17 protein-coding genes and 1 tRNA gene are annotated in these 18,039 nt (G+C 71.7%); 14 read left to right on the forward strand and 4 right to left on the reverse strand.

All coding sequences use genetic code 11. The annotated features are described in order from the left end of the window. Positions 1–178: 178 nt before the first annotated feature. The 3 genes from ABH923_RS18485 (at position 179) to msrA (ending at position 2,129) form a co-directional block, all read left to right on the forward strand. Positions 179–994 (forward strand): hypothetical protein, encoded by an 816-nt coding sequence (locus ABH923_RS18485; protein ID WP_370056859.1) that lies wholly within the window; start codon positions 179–181, stop codon positions 992–994. Between the two features lie 149 nt (positions 995–1,143). Further along, complete coding sequence (gene msrB, locus ABH923_RS18490; protein WP_370056860.1) at positions 1,144–1,617, forward strand: peptide-methionine (R)-S-oxide reductase MsrB; 474 nt, start codon at positions 1,144–1,146, stop codon at positions 1,615–1,617. Continuing rightward, the gene (gene msrA / locus ABH923_RS18495; RefSeq protein WP_370056861.1) at positions 1,617–2,129 is read left to right on the forward strand and encodes a peptide-methionine (S)-S-oxide reductase MsrA; all 513 of its coding nucleotides are present in this window, start codon (positions 1,617–1,619) and stop codon (positions 2,127–2,129) included. The genes msrB and msrA overlap by 1 nt, the downstream gene beginning before the upstream one ends. Positions 2,130–2,208: 79 nt before the next feature. Here msrA and rlmC read toward each other — a convergent pair whose 3' ends face one another. Both rlmC and ABH923_RS18505 read right to left on the reverse strand, forming a co-directional pair. After that, entirely contained in the window at positions 2,209–3,333 is a 1,125-nt protein-coding gene (gene rlmC, locus ABH923_RS18500) for a 23S rRNA (uracil(747)-C(5))-methyltransferase RlmC (RefSeq protein ID WP_370056862.1), read from the reverse strand. Positions 3,334–3,797: 464 nt separating this feature from the next. After that, positions 3,798–4,091, reverse strand: coding sequence for a DUF4190 domain-containing protein (locus tag ABH923_RS18505; protein WP_370056864.1), 294 nt, complete (start codon positions 4,089–4,091; stop codon positions 3,798–3,800). A 183-nt stretch (positions 4,092–4,274) separates the two neighbouring features. Here ABH923_RS18505 and ABH923_RS18510 point away from each other — a divergent pair, with 183 nt between their 5' ends. The 5 genes from ABH923_RS18510 (at position 4,275) to ABH923_RS18530 (ending at position 9,490) form a co-directional block, all read left to right on the forward strand. Further along, positions 4,275–5,060, forward strand: coding sequence for a DeoR/GlpR family DNA-binding transcription regulator (locus tag ABH923_RS18510; RefSeq protein WP_370056865.1), 786 nt, complete (start codon positions 4,275–4,277; stop codon positions 5,058–5,060). Further along, positions 5,057–6,022, forward strand: coding sequence for a 1-phosphofructokinase family hexose kinase (locus tag ABH923_RS18515; protein WP_370056866.1), 966 nt, complete (start codon positions 5,057–5,059; stop codon positions 6,020–6,022). The genes ABH923_RS18510 and ABH923_RS18515 overlap by 4 nt, the downstream gene beginning before the upstream one ends. 58 nt (positions 6,023–6,080) lie before the next feature. After that, positions 6,081–8,147, forward strand: coding sequence for a fructose-specific PTS transporter subunit EIIC (locus ABH923_RS18520; protein ID WP_370056867.1), 2,067 nt, complete (start codon positions 6,081–6,083; stop codon positions 8,145–8,147). 55 nt (positions 8,148–8,202) lie between these two features. Next, the gene (locus tag ABH923_RS18525) at positions 8,203–8,472 is read left to right on the forward strand and encodes an HPr family phosphocarrier protein (protein ID WP_370056868.1); all 270 of its coding nucleotides are present in this window, start codon (positions 8,203–8,205) and stop codon (positions 8,470–8,472) included. 121 nt (positions 8,473–8,593) lie between these two features. Beyond that, positions 8,594–9,490, forward strand: coding sequence for a serine protease (locus ABH923_RS18530; RefSeq protein WP_370056869.1), 897 nt, complete (start codon positions 8,594–8,596; stop codon positions 9,488–9,490). A gap of 69 nt (positions 9,491–9,559) precedes the next feature. Here ABH923_RS18530 and ABH923_RS18535 read toward each other — a convergent pair. Both ABH923_RS18535 and ABH923_RS18540 read right to left on the reverse strand, forming a co-directional pair. Continuing rightward, positions 9,560–9,632: transfer RNA gene (locus ABH923_RS18535), tRNA-Arg, on the reverse strand. 59 nt (positions 9,633–9,691) lie between these two features. Then, the gene (locus ABH923_RS18540; RefSeq protein WP_370056870.1) at positions 9,692–10,303 is read right to left on the reverse strand and encodes an iron ABC transporter ATP-binding protein; all 612 of its coding nucleotides are present in this window, start codon (positions 10,301–10,303) and stop codon (positions 9,692–9,694) included. Positions 10,304–10,402: 99 nt separating this feature from the next. Between ABH923_RS18540 and argS the strand changes: the two genes are divergently transcribed. From argS to thrB, 6 genes are all read left to right on the forward strand, one after another. Further along, entirely contained in the window at positions 10,403–12,106 is a 1,704-nt protein-coding gene (gene argS, locus ABH923_RS18545; protein ID WP_370056871.1) for an arginine--tRNA ligase, read from the forward strand. A 4-nt stretch (positions 12,107–12,110) separates the two neighbouring features. Further along, the gene (locus ABH923_RS18550; protein WP_370056872.1) at positions 12,111–12,935 is read left to right on the forward strand and encodes a DUF2993 domain-containing protein; all 825 of its coding nucleotides are present in this window, start codon (positions 12,111–12,113) and stop codon (positions 12,933–12,935) included. A gap of 140 nt (positions 12,936–13,075) precedes the next feature. After that, entirely contained in the window at positions 13,076–14,491 is a 1,416-nt protein-coding gene (gene lysA, locus ABH923_RS18555) for a diaminopimelate decarboxylase (RefSeq protein ID WP_370056873.1), read from the forward strand. Continuing rightward, the gene (locus ABH923_RS18560) at positions 14,488–15,843 is read left to right on the forward strand and encodes a homoserine dehydrogenase (RefSeq protein WP_370056874.1); all 1,356 of its coding nucleotides are present in this window, start codon (positions 14,488–14,490) and stop codon (positions 15,841–15,843) included. Before lysA ends, ABH923_RS18560 begins: the two co-directional genes overlap by 4 nt. Beyond that, positions 15,843–16,964 carry a threonine synthase gene (thrC, locus tag ABH923_RS18565; RefSeq protein ID WP_370056875.1) on the forward strand — a complete coding sequence of 374 codons (1,122 nt, stop codon included), beginning with the start codon at positions 15,843–15,845 and terminating at the stop codon, positions 16,962–16,964. The genes ABH923_RS18560 and thrC overlap by 1 nt, the downstream gene beginning before the upstream one ends. Then, on the forward strand, positions 16,961–17,923 hold the full coding sequence (gene thrB, locus ABH923_RS18570) for a homoserine kinase (RefSeq protein WP_370056876.1): 963 nt from the start codon (positions 16,961–16,963) through the stop codon (positions 17,921–17,923). The genes thrC and thrB overlap by 4 nt, the downstream gene beginning before the upstream one ends. Positions 17,924–18,039 lie beyond the last annotated feature (116 nt).

Here is an 18,039-nt window from a genome sequence, read left to right on the forward strand (position 1 = left end):
CACGCCCCCCCGCAAACAGGAGGACTTCCCGCGACTCACCCTGAATCTCCTTCCAAACCCCCATCGGAAGGAGATTCAGAACGTGTCTCCTGTTCACACCACCCGCCCCCCGCGGCGGGTTCTCCACAGATTCGGGCGACGCGCCCCATCCGCGCCCTCCCACATCCAGGATCGATCCATGACCTGGATGAATCGGCTCAGAGAACTCGGTGGCGCGGCCACCACCCATCAGCTCCGGATGGCGGGCGCCACACCGGAGGATCTGAAGCGCGCGGTGCGCGGCGGCGCAGTGGATCGCGTGCGGAAGGGCGTCTACGTCTCTCCGCTCCTGGACGGAGTGGCGCTGGAGGCCGTCCGTGCGGGAGCGCGCCTGTCGTGCGTCTCGGCCTGCGCCAGCTACGGGCTCTGGTCCGGCTCGGATCGGCGGACGCACGTGATGCTGTCGCCGCAGTCGCGCCGAGCGCCGCCTGGCTTCGTCTGCCATTGGCGGCCGGCCGAGGACCATCCCGAGCTGTGGCGGGTGTCGCTCGGCGACTGCTTGCGGTCGGTGGCGCGGTGTGCGGACGAGGAGACGGCGGTCGCGGCGTTCGACACGGCGCTCACAGCGGGGCTCGTCAGCCCATCCGGACTGCGGCGGATCCTGGAGGCGGCGCCGAGGGCGGCGCGTGAGCGGGCGGCGCTCGCGCGGGCGGGTTCGGACTCCGGGGTCGAGTCGCTCGTGCGGCAGCGACTGGAGCGGCGCGGGCGCAGAGTCGAGCAGCAGGTGCACGTGCGCGGCGTCGGCCGGGTGGACATGCGGATCGACGGCGAGCTGTTTCTGGAGATCGACGGGTATGCGTTCCACAGCGACGCAGGCTCGTTCGAGCGCGACCGGTTGAGGGATGCCACGCTCGCCGAGCTCGGACACCGGCGGCTCCGGGTGTCCGCGCGGCAGGCGGTCGGCGATTGGCCGAGGGTGGAGGCTGCGATCGACCGCATCGTGCAACAGGGGTAGCCCCCAGCGGGCCTAGCTCCAGCGGGCCTAGCCCCAGCGGGCAAAGCCCCTCAGCGAACTCACAGCAACCCAGGGACCATCCCGGCGCCTTCCGCTGTTCTCCTTACTGACGGCGCCGCAGCCAGCGCTCGCCGCACTCAGGAGGAAACGTGACACAGGACTACCGCAAGAGCCAGGACGCCGTCGCGCGGCTCACCCCCGCGCAGTATGCGGTCACCCAGGAGGCGGCGACAGAGCCCGCCTTCCGCAACGAGTTCTGGAACAATCACGAGGCGGGGCTCTACGTCGACATCGTGTCGGGGGAGCCGCTCTTCGCGTCCGTGAACAAGTACGACAGCCGTTCCGGTTGGCCGAGCTTCACCGTGCCGGTGGAGCCGGGCAACATCGTCGAGAAGAGAGACCGCACCTTCGGGATGGTCCGCACCGAGGTGCGCTCCGCCCACGGCGACAGCCACCTCGGCCACCTGTTCGACGACGGGCCCGCCGAGGCGGGGGGCCTGCGCTACTGCATCAACTCCGCCGCACTCCGCTTCGTCCCGCTCGCCGAGCTGGACGAGCAGGGCTACGGCGACTACCGCCACCTTTTCGAGAACGACGAGAACGAGAACGAGGAGAACCACTGATGACGACCGAGAAGGCCATCCTGGCCGGAGGATGTTTCTGGGGCATGCAGGACCTCATCCGCAAGCGCCCCGGCGTCGTGGGCACCCGCGTCGGCTACACCGGCGGCGACGTGCCCAACGCCACCTACCGCAACCACGGCACCCACGCCGAGGCGATCGAGATCGAGTTCGACCCGGAGCGGGTCAGCTACCGCGACCTGCTCGAGTTCTTCTTCCAGATCCACGACCCGTCGACGAAGAACCGCCAGGGCAACGACGTCGGCACCAGCTACCGGTCGGCGATCTACTACGAGGACGCCGAGCAGCGCCGCGTCGCCGAGGACACCATCGCCGACGTGGACGCGTCCGGTCTCTGGCCGGGCAAGGTCGTCACCGAGGTGGAGCCGGCCGGACCGTTCTGGGAGGCCGAGCCCGAGCACCAGGACTACCTGGAGCGCATCCCGTGGGGCTACACCTGCCACTTCGCCCGCCCGGACTGGAAGCTCCCGCGCCGGGAGGCCGCGGCGAGCTGAGCCCGTCCCATCGCAGCGAGGCCCGCGTCTTCCCGACGCGGGCCTCGTGCCGTTTCGGGGCAGTGGGTGCGGTCGGCCGTCAGACCCGGTCGAGCAGCACCGCGACCTCCTGGTGCCCGGTCTGCGGGAACATGTCGAGCACGCGGCCCGTGCGGATGCGGTACGACGGCATCCGCGTCAGGTCGTGGGCGAGGCTCTTCGGGTTGCAGCTCGAATACACCACGCTCGGAACGCCGGAGCCTTCGAGCCAGCCGGAGAGCTCCGCTCCGATTCCGCGCCGCGGCGGGTTGACGATGACGAGCTCCGGGGCGGTCTTCGCCGCCAGCGCGAACGCGGTCGCGTCTCCCGCCCGGAACGCCACCAGCGGAAGCCCGGCCGCGGAGGCCGTCGCGCGGGCGCTCCGCACCGCCTCCGTGCTGGTCTCCACGCCGACGACCAGCCGGCCCGGCGCCGCCACGTTCAGGGCGAAGCCGCCGACCCCGCAGTACAGGTCCCACACGCTCGCCGGCGACACCTCGTCCACCCAGGCTGCGACCTGCGCGTACAGCGCCTCGGCGACGGCGGTGTTGGTCTGGAAGAAGCTCTGCGGACGCAGCCGCAGCGGAATGCCGCCCACCCGCATCACGAGCGACGACTCCGCGGTCAGCACGATCTCGCGCTCGCCCTCCACCACCGCCTTGTGCTCCGGCTGGAGGTTCACGGTCACGACCCGCGCGGCCGGGAGCGCGGCCAGCAGCTCGGGCAGCCGCGCGCGGATGCGGCCGACGGACTCCTCCGACCGGACGACGAACCGGACCATCAGCTCGTCGTCGGGGGAGAGGGTCACCAGCACGTACTTGAGCTCGCCGCGGCGGTCGGGCACGCTGTACGGCTCGATCCTGGCACGGGTCACGAAGTCGGCGAGCACGGGCAACGCAGCCCGGACGCCCGGCGCGCAGATCCCGCACTCGCGGAGGTCGACGCCGCGTCCCGCCTCGTCGAGGATGCCGATGGTCGGCGCCTCCACCGTGCCGGAGACGACCATCTTGGCTTTGTTCCGATACCCGGACTCGGCGCTCGCGACCGGCGGCAGCCAGACCGCGTCGCCGAACGGCGCCAGGAGTTCGCGCGAGTGGCGGTCCTTGCCGGCGAGCTGCTCGGCGTAGGGGACGCCCATCAGCGTGCACGAGCGGCACACGCCGGCGTCGAAGTACGAGCAATCCATTCCGCGAACGATTGTACGTGGCGTACAGCGCTCGGATTGTAGGCCCTGAACCGCACAGTGTCAGACCGACCGCCCCAGCCTCGCTACGGCTGGACGCTGTACCCCGCGCTCTCCAGAGCCGACTGAACCTGGCTGATCCGGAACCAACTGGCGATGGTCGCCGATCCGGTACCACCACCCAGCTCCCACTTCACTGGATGTTCCCGGGGCCACGGTGCACGGAGACGATCGAAGCACGGGGGATCCACGCGGATGACCCGAGGCCGCTCACCAGGATCCCGTTCTCGTAAACCTCAAGCTTCCGCGGGAACGGCCAGCCGACGTTGACAGGAGCGATCCCGGTCCGGAAGCCGACGCTCTGCGGAGCCAACGTCGCCAGTAACCGTCCCCGAGATCCGGCCCCCGTCGTGTCAGCGCTCATCTCTCGGTCTCTTTTCTGCGCAGCCGACGCACCTCTTCGCCGACTATTTGAACTGTGACGCGATGAACACGACCGCCCAGAACACGAACCCGGCCGCCCCGATGATCATGCCGGCGATCGCCAGCCCCTTGCCGCGTGCACGACCCTGCGCCGCCGCTCGGAACCCGCGGCCGGAGAGTGCAGCGCCGAGGACGCCGATGAACCCGAACACGAACAGGCTCACGCACGAGACCACGAAGCCCCAGATCGCCAACTGACTGAATGGCAGGCGCTGAACCGGCTGGGCCGCTGCGGCCGGGCTGAACGGTTGGCCTGCAACGGATTCGGACTCGTCCATGTGTCTCCCCTCATGCGACGCGTCGCGTCGGCTGGCCTGACTGTAGCGGGAGGTGACGTGCTCTCGACGCGTGGCGCCGCGATTCCCACACGGCCGCACGAAAACACAGAAACAACCACAAAGAATCCTCTTGCTGAATGTGGTTTCGTGTTGTAATGTGTGGGAAACCAAAGGAGGTCTCGGGTGTATGCAACGGAGCGTCAAGAGCTGATCGAGCGGCTGCTGCTCGAGGAGGGCCGCGTCGCCGTGGTCGAGCTCTCCGAGCGGTTCGGGGTGACCACCGAGACCGTACGCCGCGACCTCGACGCACTGGAGACCGCGGGCGCCCTGCGCCGCGTGCACGGCGGCGCCGTCGCCCTGGAGCGCGTGAGCACCGCGGAGGCCTCCGTCTTCGAGCGCACCGGCCTCCGCGCCGACACCAAGCAGCGCATCGCCGCCCGCGCCCTGGACGTCCTCGGCGACGGCTTCCGCGGCTCCCTCTACCTCGACGCCGGCACCACCACTGCGGCCGTCGCCCAGCTCCTGCCCGCCCGGCTGTCCGCCACCGGGGGAGAGGCGGAAGTCGTCACCCACTCGCTCACCCTCGCTCCCGCCCTCGCGGCGGCCGATCGGGTGGCCCTCACCGTCGTGGGCGGCCGCATCCGCGGGGTCACCGCCGCGGCGGTCGGCGCGGCGACGGTCCGCTCCATCGAGTCGCTGCGGCCCGACATCGTCTTCGTCGGAGTCAACGGCGTCTCCGCGGGCTTCGGCCTCAGCACTCCCGACCCGGAGGAGGCCGCCGTCAAGGAGGCCATCGTCCGGGCCGCGCGGCGCGTCGTCGTCGTCGCGGACTCCACCAAGTTCCAGCAGGAGTCGCTCGTCTCGTTCGCGCCGCTCGACGCGGTGGACGTGCTGGTGACCGACCGTGCGCCCGACGGCGAGCTCGCCGACGCGCTGGCCTCCGCCGGAGTCGAGGTCGTGCAGGCATGATCGTCACCCTCACCGCCAACCCGTCCCTCGACCGGGCCGTCACGCTGAGTGCCCCGCTGCGTCCTGGCGAGGTCCAGTCCGCGGCGTCGTCGCGCGAGGACGCCGGCGGCAAGGGGATCAACGTGGCGCGCGTCGTCGCCGCCTCCGGAGTGCCGGCGCTCGCCGTGCTCCCGCTCGCCGCCGACGACCCGTTCGGCATCGTTCTCCGCTCGGCCGCCGTGCCCGTCCGCACGGTCGCCATCCACGGCCACGCGCGCGCCAACCTCACCATCACCGACCCCGCAGGCACCACCACCAAGCTGAACCTGCCCGGCGCGGCGCTCGGCGCTTCAGACGCTGCCGCGCTGGTGGAGGCCGTGGTCGAGGCCTGCGCCGGCGCCCGGTGGCTCGTGCTCGCCGGCTCGCTGCCGCCCGGCGCCGGCGACGACTTCTACGTGACCGTCATCCACGCCGTGCGCGAGCGCTGGGCGGACGCCGCCCCGCTGATCGCGGTGGACACGTCGGGAGAGGCCCTGCGCGCAGCGGTCTTCGACGGCCACCCCGACCTGATCAAGCCCAATGAGGACGAGCTCGCCGAGCTCACCGGGTCCCCATTCACGTCCGGAGAGCTCTGCGAGTCCGGCGAGCTCCCGGAGGCGGTCCTCGCCGTCGCCCGCACGCTCGTCCCCGAGCAGGCCGGCGCAGCGCTGGTCACGCTCGGCGCCCTCGGCTCCGTCCTCGTGACCGCCGACGGCTGCTTCGTGGCCGACGCCCCGCGCATCCGCGTGCGGAGCACCGTCGGTGCAGGCGACAGCGCGCTGGCCGGCTTCCTGCTGGCCGACGTCGCCGGCGCCACCCCCTCCGAGCGGCTCGTGCACGCGATCCGCTACGGCTCGGCCGCGGCCTCGCTGCCCGGCACCCAGGCGCCCCGACCGGCCGACCTGCCCACCGGCGACCTCAAGGTCGCCGCACTCCATCCCTGAACCCCGAACCCCCCGGAACCAATCTCCCCGGAGTTCATCCCCCGACCTGGAGGACACCGTGTCACTGAAGACCATCACCCCCGCACTCGTCAGCCTCGACGGCGCGGCCGGCGACAAGAGCGACGTCATCCGCGCACTCGCCGCGCGCGTCGTCGCCGAAGGCCGCGCCACCGACGCCGACGCGCTGTACGCGGACGCCTGGGCCCGCGAGCTGAAGGACGAGACCGGCCTGCCCGGCGGCATCGCCATCCCGCACGCCAAGAGCCCGTCGGTGACCGTTCCGACGCTCGCGTTCGCGCGGCTGGAGCCCGGCGTGGACTTCGGTGCACCGGACGGTCCCGCCGACCTCGTGTTCCTGATCGCGGCGCCGGCGGACGCGGCCGAAGCCCACCTCGCCGTCCTGTCGAAGCTCGCGCGCAGCCTGATGACCGAGGAGTTCACCTCGGGACTGCGGGCCGCGAGGACCCCGGAGGACGTCGTGGCGCTCGTGGACGAGGCCATCGGCGAGGGCGAGGCGAGCACTGCGACGAAGGCCGCAGCGGCATCCGCCGGCGCCGCACCCGAGGCCGGCGCCGCCCTCCGCATCGACGGCCGCCCGGCCCGCATCGTCGCCGTCACCTCGTGTGCGACCGGCATCGCTCACACCTTCATGGCCGCCGACGCGCTCACCGCCGCCGGCACCAAGAACGGCGTCGCCCTGACCGTCGAGCCGCAGGGCTCCAGCGGCTACCAGGCCATCCAGCAGAGCATCATCGACGACGCCGACGCGGTGATCTTCGCCAACGACGTGGATGTGCGCGAGGAGGCCCGCTTCGCCGGCAAGCCCGTGGTGCGCTCCACCGTCAAGCGCGGCATCGAGCAGCCCGACCAGCTCATCGCCGAGGCCGTCGCCGTCGCGGCCGACCCGAACGGCGCCCGCGTCACCGCGTCCGGCGGCTCATCCGCCGCATCGGCGGCGACGAACCTCTCCTGGGGCGCGAACCTCAAGCGCATCCTGCTCACCGGCGTCAGCTACATGATCCCGTTCGTCGCGGGCGGCGGCCTGCTGATCGCGATCAGCTTCCTGCCGTTCCTCGGCGGCTACGGCATCGCGCTCGCGCACGGCAGCTCCGGCATGAACAACGCGGTCTACACGCTGACGCACTTCGCGATCTGGAACCTCCCGCCGGAAGGCCTCGGCTACTACCTCGGCGCGATAGCGTTCGAGATCGGAAGCGTGAGCCTCGGTTTCCTCGTCCCGGCGCTGGCCGGCTACATCGCCTTCGCGATCGCCGACCGGCCGGGCATCGCACCCGGATTCGTCGCCGGCGCCATCGCGGTCTTCATGAACGCGGGCTTCCTCGGCGGCCTGATCGGCGGCCTCCTGGCCGGCTACGCCGCGTGGCTGATCGGCCGCCCCGCCGTCCCGCGCTGGCTGCGCGGCCTGATGCCGGTCGTGATCATCCCGCTCGGCGCCTCGATCATCGCCTCGGGCCTGATGCTGCTGATCCTGGGCGCGCCGATCGCGTGGCTGATGACCCAGCTCACCGCCTTCCTGAACGGCCTGTCCGGCGCCGGCGCCATCTTCCTCGGTGTCATCCTCGGCCTGATGATGTGCTTCGACCTGGGCGGTCCGGTCAACAAGGTGGCCTATGCGTTCGCGGTCGCCGGCCTCGCCGCGCAGACCGACGCCAGCTTCCACATCATGGCCGCGGTCATGGTCGCCGGCATGGTGCCGCCGCTCGGGATGGCGCTGGCCTCCACGGTGCTCTACCGCCGCGGCTTCACCGAGGTGGAGCGCGAGAACGGAGCGGCCGCCTGGCTGCTGGGACTCTCGTTCATCTCGGAGGGCGCCATCCCGTTCGCCGCCGCCGACCCGCTGCGGGTCATCCCGGCGAACCTCGCAGGCGGCGCCGTCGCCGGAGCGCTGGCGATGGCCTTCGGGGTCGGATCGCGTGCGCCCCACGGCGGGATCTTCGTGTTCTTCGCGATCGACCCGGTCTGGGGCTTCCTCCTGGCGCTCGCGGCCGGGACGCTCGTCACGGCCTTCCTCGTGGTCGGTCTGAAGCGGTTCGCGGCGCCCCGCATCGTGACCCGAGCCGCAGTGGAGGCCGAGCAGCCCGTCCCCGCGACCGTCGCCGCCTGACCGGCACCGCGGCTCCCACCTCCGTCACCACCCACGACCACAGAAGAAGAGAACCATGACCCAGCGCACCGCCACCGTCGCCAGCTCCTCCGGGCTCCACGCCCGCCCCGCCAAGCTGTTCGTGAAAGCCGTCCAGGAGAAGGGCATCCCGGTGACGATCGCCGCCGGCGACGGCCCCGACCTCAACGCGGCCAGCATCCTCTCCCTGATGGGGCTCGCCGCCAGCAAGGGCACCGTCGTCACCCTGAAGTCGGAGGCCCCTGGTGCGGAGGTCGCACTGGACGAGCTCGTCGTGCTCCTGGAGACCGACCTCGACGCCGAGTAGCGGCCGACCCTCGACCCTCCCCGGGCCGACGCGGCCCGCCCCCTCCCCGCCCTAGCGTCGAAGGACACGACCGCTCCCCAGTCGCGTCCGGCGGGGACGCAGGGGCGGGAAGGGGGACAGGATGCGTACGCTCACTCGAGGACTGGCCGCGATCACGGTGGCGGCCGCACTGACGGCAGCAGGCCTGGTGCCGGCTTCGGCGGCGGAGCCGGTGATCGATCCGCAGGGCTACTGGTCGGCGGAGCGGTTGCGGGCGGCGGCCGAGCTCCCGGCCGACCTCCCCGCGGACCAGGTATCGCCGGCTCCTGCGGGCAGCCGGGCCCTGAGCTGGGGGTCGACCACCACCGTCAACCACACGGTCGGGAGGCTGTTCCTCCGTACGCCGACCGGTGACACGTCCTGCACCGCCACTGTCGTCAACAGCGCGACGAAGAACCTGGTCATCACCGCCGGGCACTGCGTGCACCCCGGAGGGCCGGGCAAGGCCTACTACAGCAACTTCCTGTTCGCCCCCGGCTGGAACAACGGCCCGTCCGCGCACGGCTACTGGTCGGGCACGGCGGTGGGCGCCTCCGCCGAGTGGACGCAGAGCAAGAAGTGGGACCACGACTACGCCTTCGTCCGGCTCGCCGCCAGCGGAGGGCAGCAGCTCGCGAACCGGGTGGGCGGCAACGCCGTCGCGGCCGGGGCGGGACACGTCCAGGCGAACGCGCAGATTTGGGGCTACCCCGTGCTCGCGCCCTACACCGGGCAGACCGCCCAGCGCTGCGACGTCACCACCACGCGCGTGAACAGCTACGCACCCGACGCCAGGGCCGCGTGCGGCTTCACCCACGGCGCGAGCGGAGGCCCGTGGCTGAAGGACGTGCAGTCGTCGGGGCTCGGCACGGTGTGGGCGGTGACCTCCCGGTGCGAGAGCCCGCCGGCCGGCGGGAGCGCGTGCGCGGGGACGGCGCTGTTCGCGGCGCCGTTGCCTCCCGGGGTCTTCGCGCTCCGGGATGCGGTCGGGGGCGCCTGAGCACATCGACGGCACTGAGAACAGCAGAGGGCCCCTCCCGCGTGGGAGGGGCCCTCTCGATGCTTTCGGTGCCCCCAGTAGGATTTGAACCTACGGCCTTCTGCTCCGGAGGCAGACGCTCTATCCCCTGAGCTATGGGGGCCAGGAGTGCCCGTCCAGGCTAGCATCCTTTCGCGCGGCGCCCGTCCAGCGCGGCCCGGCTCAGCTCGCGGGGAGGTTGCCCAGAACGCTCTGCATCAGCGGCGCGGCGTCGCCCGGCTCGAAGAACGCGGTCGACTCGGCGACCACCCAGTACTTGCCGCGGAAGATCTGCACCTGACCCGCGGTTCCCGGCTTGAAGTAGCCCTCCACCTGCGGCGGGGTCCCGTAGGTGGGAACCGGCTGGGCCACGGTGATCGCGGTGTTCTTGAGCCCTTCGAGCCTGTCCGCGGGCGGCATCGCCACGGCGATCTGCACCACGTCGCCGCTGGTCTGGTTCTTCCAGGCGCAGGTGACGCCCTTCCAGTCCGCGACCTGCTTCTCCAGCGTCCCGTCGGTGGGGGCGTAGCCCGGGTCGGTCGAGAAGTTGGGGTTGTAGGCGTAGAGCTGGTCGGCGGTCACCACCTGGTCGCAGGTCAGCGTGACCGGCGTCGGCGGCAGCGTCGGAGTCGGCGTCGGGGTGGGCGTCGCGACGGGGTCGGCCTTCGAGCCGCCGGGGTGCGCGGACGACGTCGCGGCGGCGTCCGGCTTCGCGGCTGGCGTGCAGCCCACGAGCGTGACGGCGGCGGCGGCGATCGCGAGGGCGGCGAGGGTCCGTGCTGTGTGCTGCTGCATGCGGTTTGTGCGTCTTCCGTGTCGTCCCGGTGCGTGTCGCATCGCACCCTATCAAGAGCGGGAACGGGTTGCCTTGGAGCGCCATTAGACTAGTTCTTCATGACTCCCGCTGACCTGTCCGCCGCCCTGCTCGCCATCGTGACCACCGTGGTGAGCCGCCGACGCGAGGCCGACGAGAGCATCCCGGAGCTCACCATCACGGCGGAGGACATCCCGCTGGAGCGCCCGAAGAACCGCGAGCACGGCGACTGGTCGTCCAACGTCGCGATGCGGCTCGCCAAGCGGCTCGGCGCCAACCCGCGCGAGCTCGCGGGCGAGATCGCCGAGGGCGCCGCCGGCATCGAGGGCGTCTCCTCCGCCGAGGTCGCCGGCCCCGGCTTCATCAACTTCCGCCTGGAGGCCGCGGCCGCGGGCAAGCTCGCCCAGACGATCCTGGAGGCCGGCGAGGCGTACGGCCGCGGCGACCTCTACGACGGCCTCCTGGTGAACCTGGAGTTCGTGTCCGCGAACCCGACCGGCCCCATCCACCTGGGCGGCGCGCGCTGGGCGGCCGTCGGTGACAGCCTCGCCCGCATCCTGCAGGCCGAGGGCGCCGACGTGACGCGCGAGTACTACTTCAACGACCACGGCTCCCAGATCGACCGCTTCGCGCGCAGCCTCCTCGCCGCCTACCTCGGCGAGGCCACGCCGGAGGACGGCTACGGCGGCGCGTACATCGGCGAGATCGCGACCGAGGTCGCGACCCGCGCCGCCGCGGACCCGGAGATCGGCGACCTGGCCGCCCTGCCGCGCGAGCAGCAGCAGGAGGTCTTCCGCGGCCTCGGCACCGAGCTGATGTTCCAGGAGATCAAGGACCGGCTGCACGCGTTCGGCGTCGACTTCGATGTCTACTTCCACGAGGACTCGCTGCACGAGTCGGGCGCCGTCGAGCGCGCGATCGAGCGCCTGGACGAGCTCGGCCACATCTTCGAGGCGGACGGCGCGATCTGGCTGCGCACCACGACCTTCGGCGACGACCGCGACCGCGTCATCGTGCGCTCGAACGGCGAGCCCGCCTACATCTCCGGCGACCTCGGCTACTACCTCGACAAGCGCGAGCGCGGCTTCGAGCAGAACATCATCATGCTCGGCGCCGACCACCACGGCTACATCGGCCGCCTGATGGCGATGGTGGAGGCCTTCGGCGACGAGCCGCACGTCAACCTCCAGATCCTGATCGGCCAGATGGTCAACCTGATGAAGGACGGCGAGCCGGTCAAGATGTCCAAGCGTGCGGGCACCATCGTCACGCTCGACGACCTGGTCGACGTCGTCGGCGTCGATGCCGCGCGCTACTCGCTGGTGCGCTCCTCCACGGACTCGCAGCTCGATATCGACCTCGACCTGCTCACCAAGCGCAGCAACGAGAACCCCGTCTATTACGTGCAGTACGCGCACGCCCGCACCCGCTCGGTGGCGGCGAACGCGGCCAAGACGGGCGTCGACCGCAGCGTGTTCAAGCCGGAGCTGCTCACCCACGAGACCGAGAGCGCGCTGCTCGGCGGCCTCCAGGAGTTCCCGCGCGTCGTCGCCCAGGCGGCGGAGCTGCGCGAGCCGCACCGGGTCGCGCGCTACGTCGAGGAGCTCGCCGGGCTGTACCACGCCTGGTACGCCGTGCGCGACGGTTCGACCCGCGTGCTCCCGCACGGCGACGAGCCGGTCACCGACGCCCACCGCACCCGCCTGTGGCTGAACGACGCGACCGGCCAGGTCGTCCGCAATGGCCTCGCGCTGGTGGGGGTGTCCGCTCCGGAGCGGATGTGACGACATGAGCGATCACCGCGATCAGTCCACCGAGGTCCTGTCCGGCGCGCAGCCGCCGGCGGGAGGTCCGACCTCGCCCGCGCGCCGTGGCCGCCCGCGCTGGCTGAAGACCCTGCTGCGCATCGTGATCCCGGTCGTGGTCGTCGTCCTCCTGCTGGTGGTCGCCGATGCCGTGACGCGCGCGGTCGCGGAGCAGCGGGTCGCGGCCGAGATCGAGAAGAACCTGCCCTCCTCGGTGAAGGCCGACGTCACCGTGCACATCGGCGGCTTCTCCGTTCTGGCGCAGTTCCTCGAGGGCAGCTTCTCGGATGTGGACCTCGTGGCGCCGCACGCGACCGTCAACGGCGCCCCGCTGAGCGCGGCCATCCACGCCACAGGGGTGCCTGCCGACCTGAGCAAGCCGATCCAATCGGCCACGGGCACGTTGACCATCTCGCAGGACTCGCTCAACAAGCTCGTCACCATCCCCGGCGCGAAGGGCGACATCACGCTCGGCGACGGCGTGCTCGGCTACGACGGGAGCATCGACCTGCTCGGCCTCCCCGTCGACTACACCGTGAGCGCCACCGCCAAGGCGAACGGGACCACCGTCCTTCTCACCCCGGGCAAGGCCACCGTCTCCGCGGGGTCGGGCAACGTGAGCATCACCAAGCTGATCCAGGCGCTGACGGCCAGTGGTCCCTTCCCGCTGTGCGCTGCGCAGTACCTCCCGGACGGCGTGCAGGTGAGCGACATCCACGTGACGCCGAATCGAGCCACTGTCACGTTGACCGCGTCCGACTTCGTGATGGACGAGAAGTTCCTGCACAGCAAGGGCAGCTGCTCGTAGGCGTCCCGTAACACGGCGAAGCGGCATGCGCCGCGTCGATAGACTGCTTTCAGCTTCTCCACCGGCTTCAGGGGCCAATCCGGGTCCGCTCGCCAGAGAGAACCCCACTCGTGATTTCCCGTACTCGTGAGGTTGTCCCCATGGCATCGAATCCGCTCGCACCTCCGTGGCTGAGGGAGCCGGCCGACGCGAACGCGCTGGTCCCCGGCCTCTGGTCGCGCACCGTCCACCGCGAGGAGGGCGCGATCGTCGTCGGGGGCGTCCCCGTCGCGGAGCTCGCTGAGCGCTTCGGCACGCCGCTCTACGTCGTCGACGAGGCCGAGGCGCGCGAGCGCGCCGTCGAGGTCCGCTCGGCCCTGCAGCGGGCCCTCGCCGAGGTCGGCTCCGCCGCCCGGGTCTACTACGCGGGCAAGGCGTTCCTCTCCATCGAGATCGCGCGCTGGATGACGGAGGCCGGGCTCAACATCGACGTCTGCTCGGGGGGCGAGCTGGCGGTCGCCCTCGCCGCGGGAGTCCCGGCCGAGCGGCTCGGGTTCCACGGGAACAACAAGTCGCTCGCCGAGATCGACCGCGCCGTGGCGGAGGGCGTCGGCGCGCTCATCATCGACAGCCTCCAGGAGATCGAGCGCGTCGCGGAGGCAGCCGAGCGCCACGGCGTCGTCCAGCGCGTCCGGCTGCGGGTGAACAGCGGCGTGCACGCGCACACTCACGCGTTCCTGGCCACGGCCCACGAGGACCAGAAGTTCGGCATCGCCCTGGCGGACGCCGCAGATGCCGTTTCGCGGATCCGCTCGCACGCCGGGCTGGCCTTCCTCGGCCTGCACTGCCACATCGGCTCGCAGATCTTCGGCGCGGACGGCTTCGCGGAGTCCGCCGCCCGCCTGCTCGCTGTGCACAAGGAGCTGCTCGCCGGCGGCGACGTCCCCGAGCTGAACCTCGGCGGCGGCTTCGGCATCGCGTACACCGCGGTGGACGACCCGGCCCCGATCGACGTGCTCGCCCGCAGCATCGCGGAGACCGTGGCCGCCGGCTGCGAAGACCTCGACATCCCGATCCCCGCCGTCGCGTTCGAGCCGGGCCGGTCGATCATCGGCACCGCCGGCCTCACCCTCTACACGGTCGGCACGACCAAGGACGTCACGGTCGCCGCCCACGACGACGGCGAGACCGCGGTCCGCCGCTACGTGAGCGTCGACGGCGGGATGAGCGACAACGCCCGCCCAGCTCTCTACGGCGCCGACTACTCGGCCAGGATCGCGGGCCGCGAGTCCGCCGCCGCTCCCGCGCTCGTGCGGGTCGCCGGCAAGCACTGCGAGAGCGGCGACATCGTGGTGGACGCCGAGTACCTGCCCGGCGACGTCGCCCCGGGCGACCTCCTCGCCGTGCCCGCGACGGGCGCCTACTGCTGGTCGCTGGCCAGCAACTACAACTACCTCGGCCGCCCGGCCGTCGTCGCCGTGAGGGACGGCGCCGCCCGCGTCATCGTGCGCGGCGAGACCGAGGCCGACCTGCTGGCACGCGACGCCGCGTACGAAGACGGGAGCACCGGCCGATGATCGAATACCGCAACCTCCGGGTCGCGCTGCTGGGCGCCGGCTCCGTCGGCTCACAGGTGGCGCGGCTGCTGCTGGAGCAGGGCGACGAGTTCGCCTCGCGCGTCGGCGCGCGGCTGGAGCTGGTCGGCATCGCCGTGCGCGACGTGAACGCGCCGCGCGACGTCGACCTCCCGAAGGAGCTCCTCACCACCGACGCCACGTCACTCATCCTCGGCGCCGACATCGTCGTGGAGCTGATGGGCGGCGTCGAGCCGGCCCGCGGCTACGTGCTGGAGGCGCTGAACTCCGGCGCCGACGTCATCACGGCCAACAAGGCGCTGCTCGCCACGCACGGCCCCGAGCTGTTCGAGGCCGCCGAGCAGGTCGGCGCTCAGCTCTACTACGAGGCGGCCGTCGCCGGCGCCATCCCGATCATCCGGCCGCTGCGCGACAGCCTCGCCGGCGACACGGTCTCGCGCATCCTCGGCATCGTCAACGGCACGACCAACTTCATCCTCGACCGGATGGAAGCGACGGGGGAGACCCTCGCCGACGCGCTGGCCACCGCCACCGAGCGCGGCTACGCGGAGGCCGACCCGACGGCGGACATCGGCGGCTACGACGCCGCGCAGAAGGCCGCGATCCTCGCGAGCCTCGCCTTCCACACCACCGTGCCGCTGGAGCAGGTCTACCGCGAGGGCATCACCTCGATCACCCGCGAGCAGGTGGAGGCGGCCCGCGCGGGCGGCTGGGTGATCAAGCTGCTGGCGATCTGCGAGCGACTGGTCGACCCGGAGACCGGCGAGGAGGGCGTCTCCGCCCGCGTCTACCCGGCCCTGATCAGCCGCGAGCACCCGCTGGCCGCCGTGCGCGGCGCGCACAACGCGGTCTTCGTCCAGGCCGAGGCCGCGGGCGACCTGATGTTCTACGGCGCGGGCGCCGGCGGCGTGGAGACGGCCTCCGCCGTGCTCGGCGACGTGGTGTCCGCCGCCCGCCGGCACGTCGTCGGCGGCCCCGGCGTCGCGGAGTCGACGCACGCGGGCCTGCCGGTGCTCGATGTCGGCCGCGTCGTGACCCGCTACCAGATCACCCTGTCGGTGGAGGACCAGCCGGGCGTGCTCGCCACCGTCGCCAACATCCTGAGCGACGGCGGGGTGAGCGTCGAGACGGTGCAGCAGTCCGTGCCGAGCACGACGACCTCCGTCGTAATACCCGGTAATGCTCCGATTCACGGCGCGACCGCCCCCACCGCTACCCTGGTGATCGGCACCCACGAAGCCGAGGAGGCCGCGCTGGCGGCCACCGTGGAGGCGCTCGCCGCGAGCGACGTGGTGACCGCCGTCTCTTCCGTTCTCCGAGTCGAAGGATCGTAATGCCCCAGTCGTCGAATGGGCCGAAGTCGTACAGCCGGCAGTGGCGCGGAGTGCTCCGCGAGTACGCGGACCGCCTGAACATCTCCGAGGCGACCCCGATCGTGACGCTCGGCGAGGGCGGCACTCCGCTGCTCCCGGCTCCCGCGCTCTCCGCGCGCACCGGGGCGAACGTCTTCGTGAAGTTCGAGGGCATGAACCCGACCGGCTCCTTCAAGGACCGCGGGATGACGATGGCCATCTCCAAGGCCGTCGAGCACGGCGCGAAGGCCGTCATCTGCGCCTCCACCGGCAACACGTCCGCCTCTGCCGCCGCGTACGCCACGCACGCCGGCATCCAGGCCGTCGTGCTGGTGCCCGAGGGCAAGATCGCGATGGGCAAGCTCAGCCAGGCGATCGCGCACAACGCGCAGCTCCTCCAGGTGCAGGGCAACTTCGACGACTGTCTCGACATCGCCCGCGACCTCGCCACCAACTACCCGGTGCACCTGGTCAACTCGGTGAACCCCGACCGCATCGAGGGCCAGAAGACCGCCGCGTTCGAGGTCGTCGAGGTCCTGGGCGACGCCCCGGACTTCCACATCGTCCCGGTCGGCAACGCCGGCAACTACACCGCGTACCACCGTGGCTACACCGAGGAGCTGCAGCGCGGCGAGGCCACCACGCTGCCACGGATGTTCGGCTTCCAGGCCGCGGGCAGCGCCCCGATCGTGCTCGGCCACGCCGTCAAGGAGCCCGACACCATCGCCACCGCGATCCGCATCGGCAACCCGGCGTCGTGGGAGCTCGCGCTCAACGCGCGCGACGACAGCGACGGCTACTTCGGCGCGATCGACGACGCGGGCATCCTGGAGGCGCACCGCATCCTCTCCGCCGAGGTCGGCATCTTCGTGGAGCCCGCGAGCGCGATCAGCGTCGCCGGCCTCCTGGAGCGCTCCGCCGCCGGCGTCATCCCGGCCGGCGCCACCGTCGTGCTCACCGTCACCGGCCACGGTCTGAAGGACCCGCAGTGGGCCCTCCGCACGGCCGACGGCTCCGACGTGAAGCCCACGATCGTCCCGGTCGACACGAACGCCATCGCCGACGTGCTCGGGCTGGTGCCGACCGCCGGAGCCTCCGCATGACCTTGCGCACCGCCGACCTGCGCGGGCGCACGGTCGCGGTCAAGGTCCCGGCGACGAGCGCCAACCTCGGTCCCGGCTTCGACACCCTCGGGCTCTCGCTCGCCTTGTACGACGAGCTGCGCGTCAGCGTGCGCGACGAGCCGGGCGCGACCGTGGAGGTCGTCGGCGTGGGAGCCGGGGAGGTCCCGACCGACGAGAGCAACCTCGTCGTGCGCGCGATCGCCCACACCTTCGAGTCGGTCGGCGTCGCGCTGCCAGGGCTGGACCTGCTCGCCCGCAACAGCATCCCGCACGGCCGCGGCCTCGGCTCGTCGGGAGCGGCGATCGTCTCCGGCATCATGGCCGCCAAGGGGCTGCTGGAGGGCGTCGTCGAGTTCGACGCTCAGGCGCTGCTCGCGCTCGCGAACGACATGGAGGGCCATCCCGACAACGTCGCGCCTGCGCTGTTCGGCGGCCTCACGATCGCCTGGGTCACCCCGGACGGCCCGCGCTTCAAGAAGCTGATCGTGCACCGGGGCGTCTCGCCGCTCGTGCTCGTGCCCGAGCACGTCATGTCGACGGCGCTCGCCCGCAGCCTCCAGCCGCAGTCGGTGCCCCACGAGGACGCCGTCTTCAACGTCTCGCGCTCGGCCCTGCTGGTCGCGGCTCTCATCCAGAGCCCCGAGCTGCTGCACGCGGCGACCGAGGACAAGCTCCACCAGAGCTACCGCGCCTCGGCCATGCCGGAGACCGACCGGCTGATCACGCTGCTGCGGTCCAACGGCTTCGCGGCCGTGGTGTCCGGAGCAGGCCCGTCCATCCTGGTGCTCTGCAGCGACCCGAGCCAGCGGCTCGCCGCGGCGGAGCTCGTCGCCCGCGAGGCGCAGACGGCCTGGCAGCCGCTGATGCTCGCGGTCGATTTCAAGGGCGCGACGGTCACCGCGGTGGCCGCCGACGACGCGGACACACCGGCGGCGTAGCGTCCGAAGCCTGTGACGCGAGGTGGTAAACTACCGAGTGCACCCGTGAAGAACCCGCGTCACGAGCGAATCCAGCTTCCGGGTGATCTCTTAGCAATCATGCCGTCACTCCTGCC

Source organism: Leifsonia sp. EB41 (genome assembly GCF_041262565.1).
GTDB lineage: Bacteria > Actinomycetota > Actinomycetes > Actinomycetales > Microbacteriaceae > Leifsonia.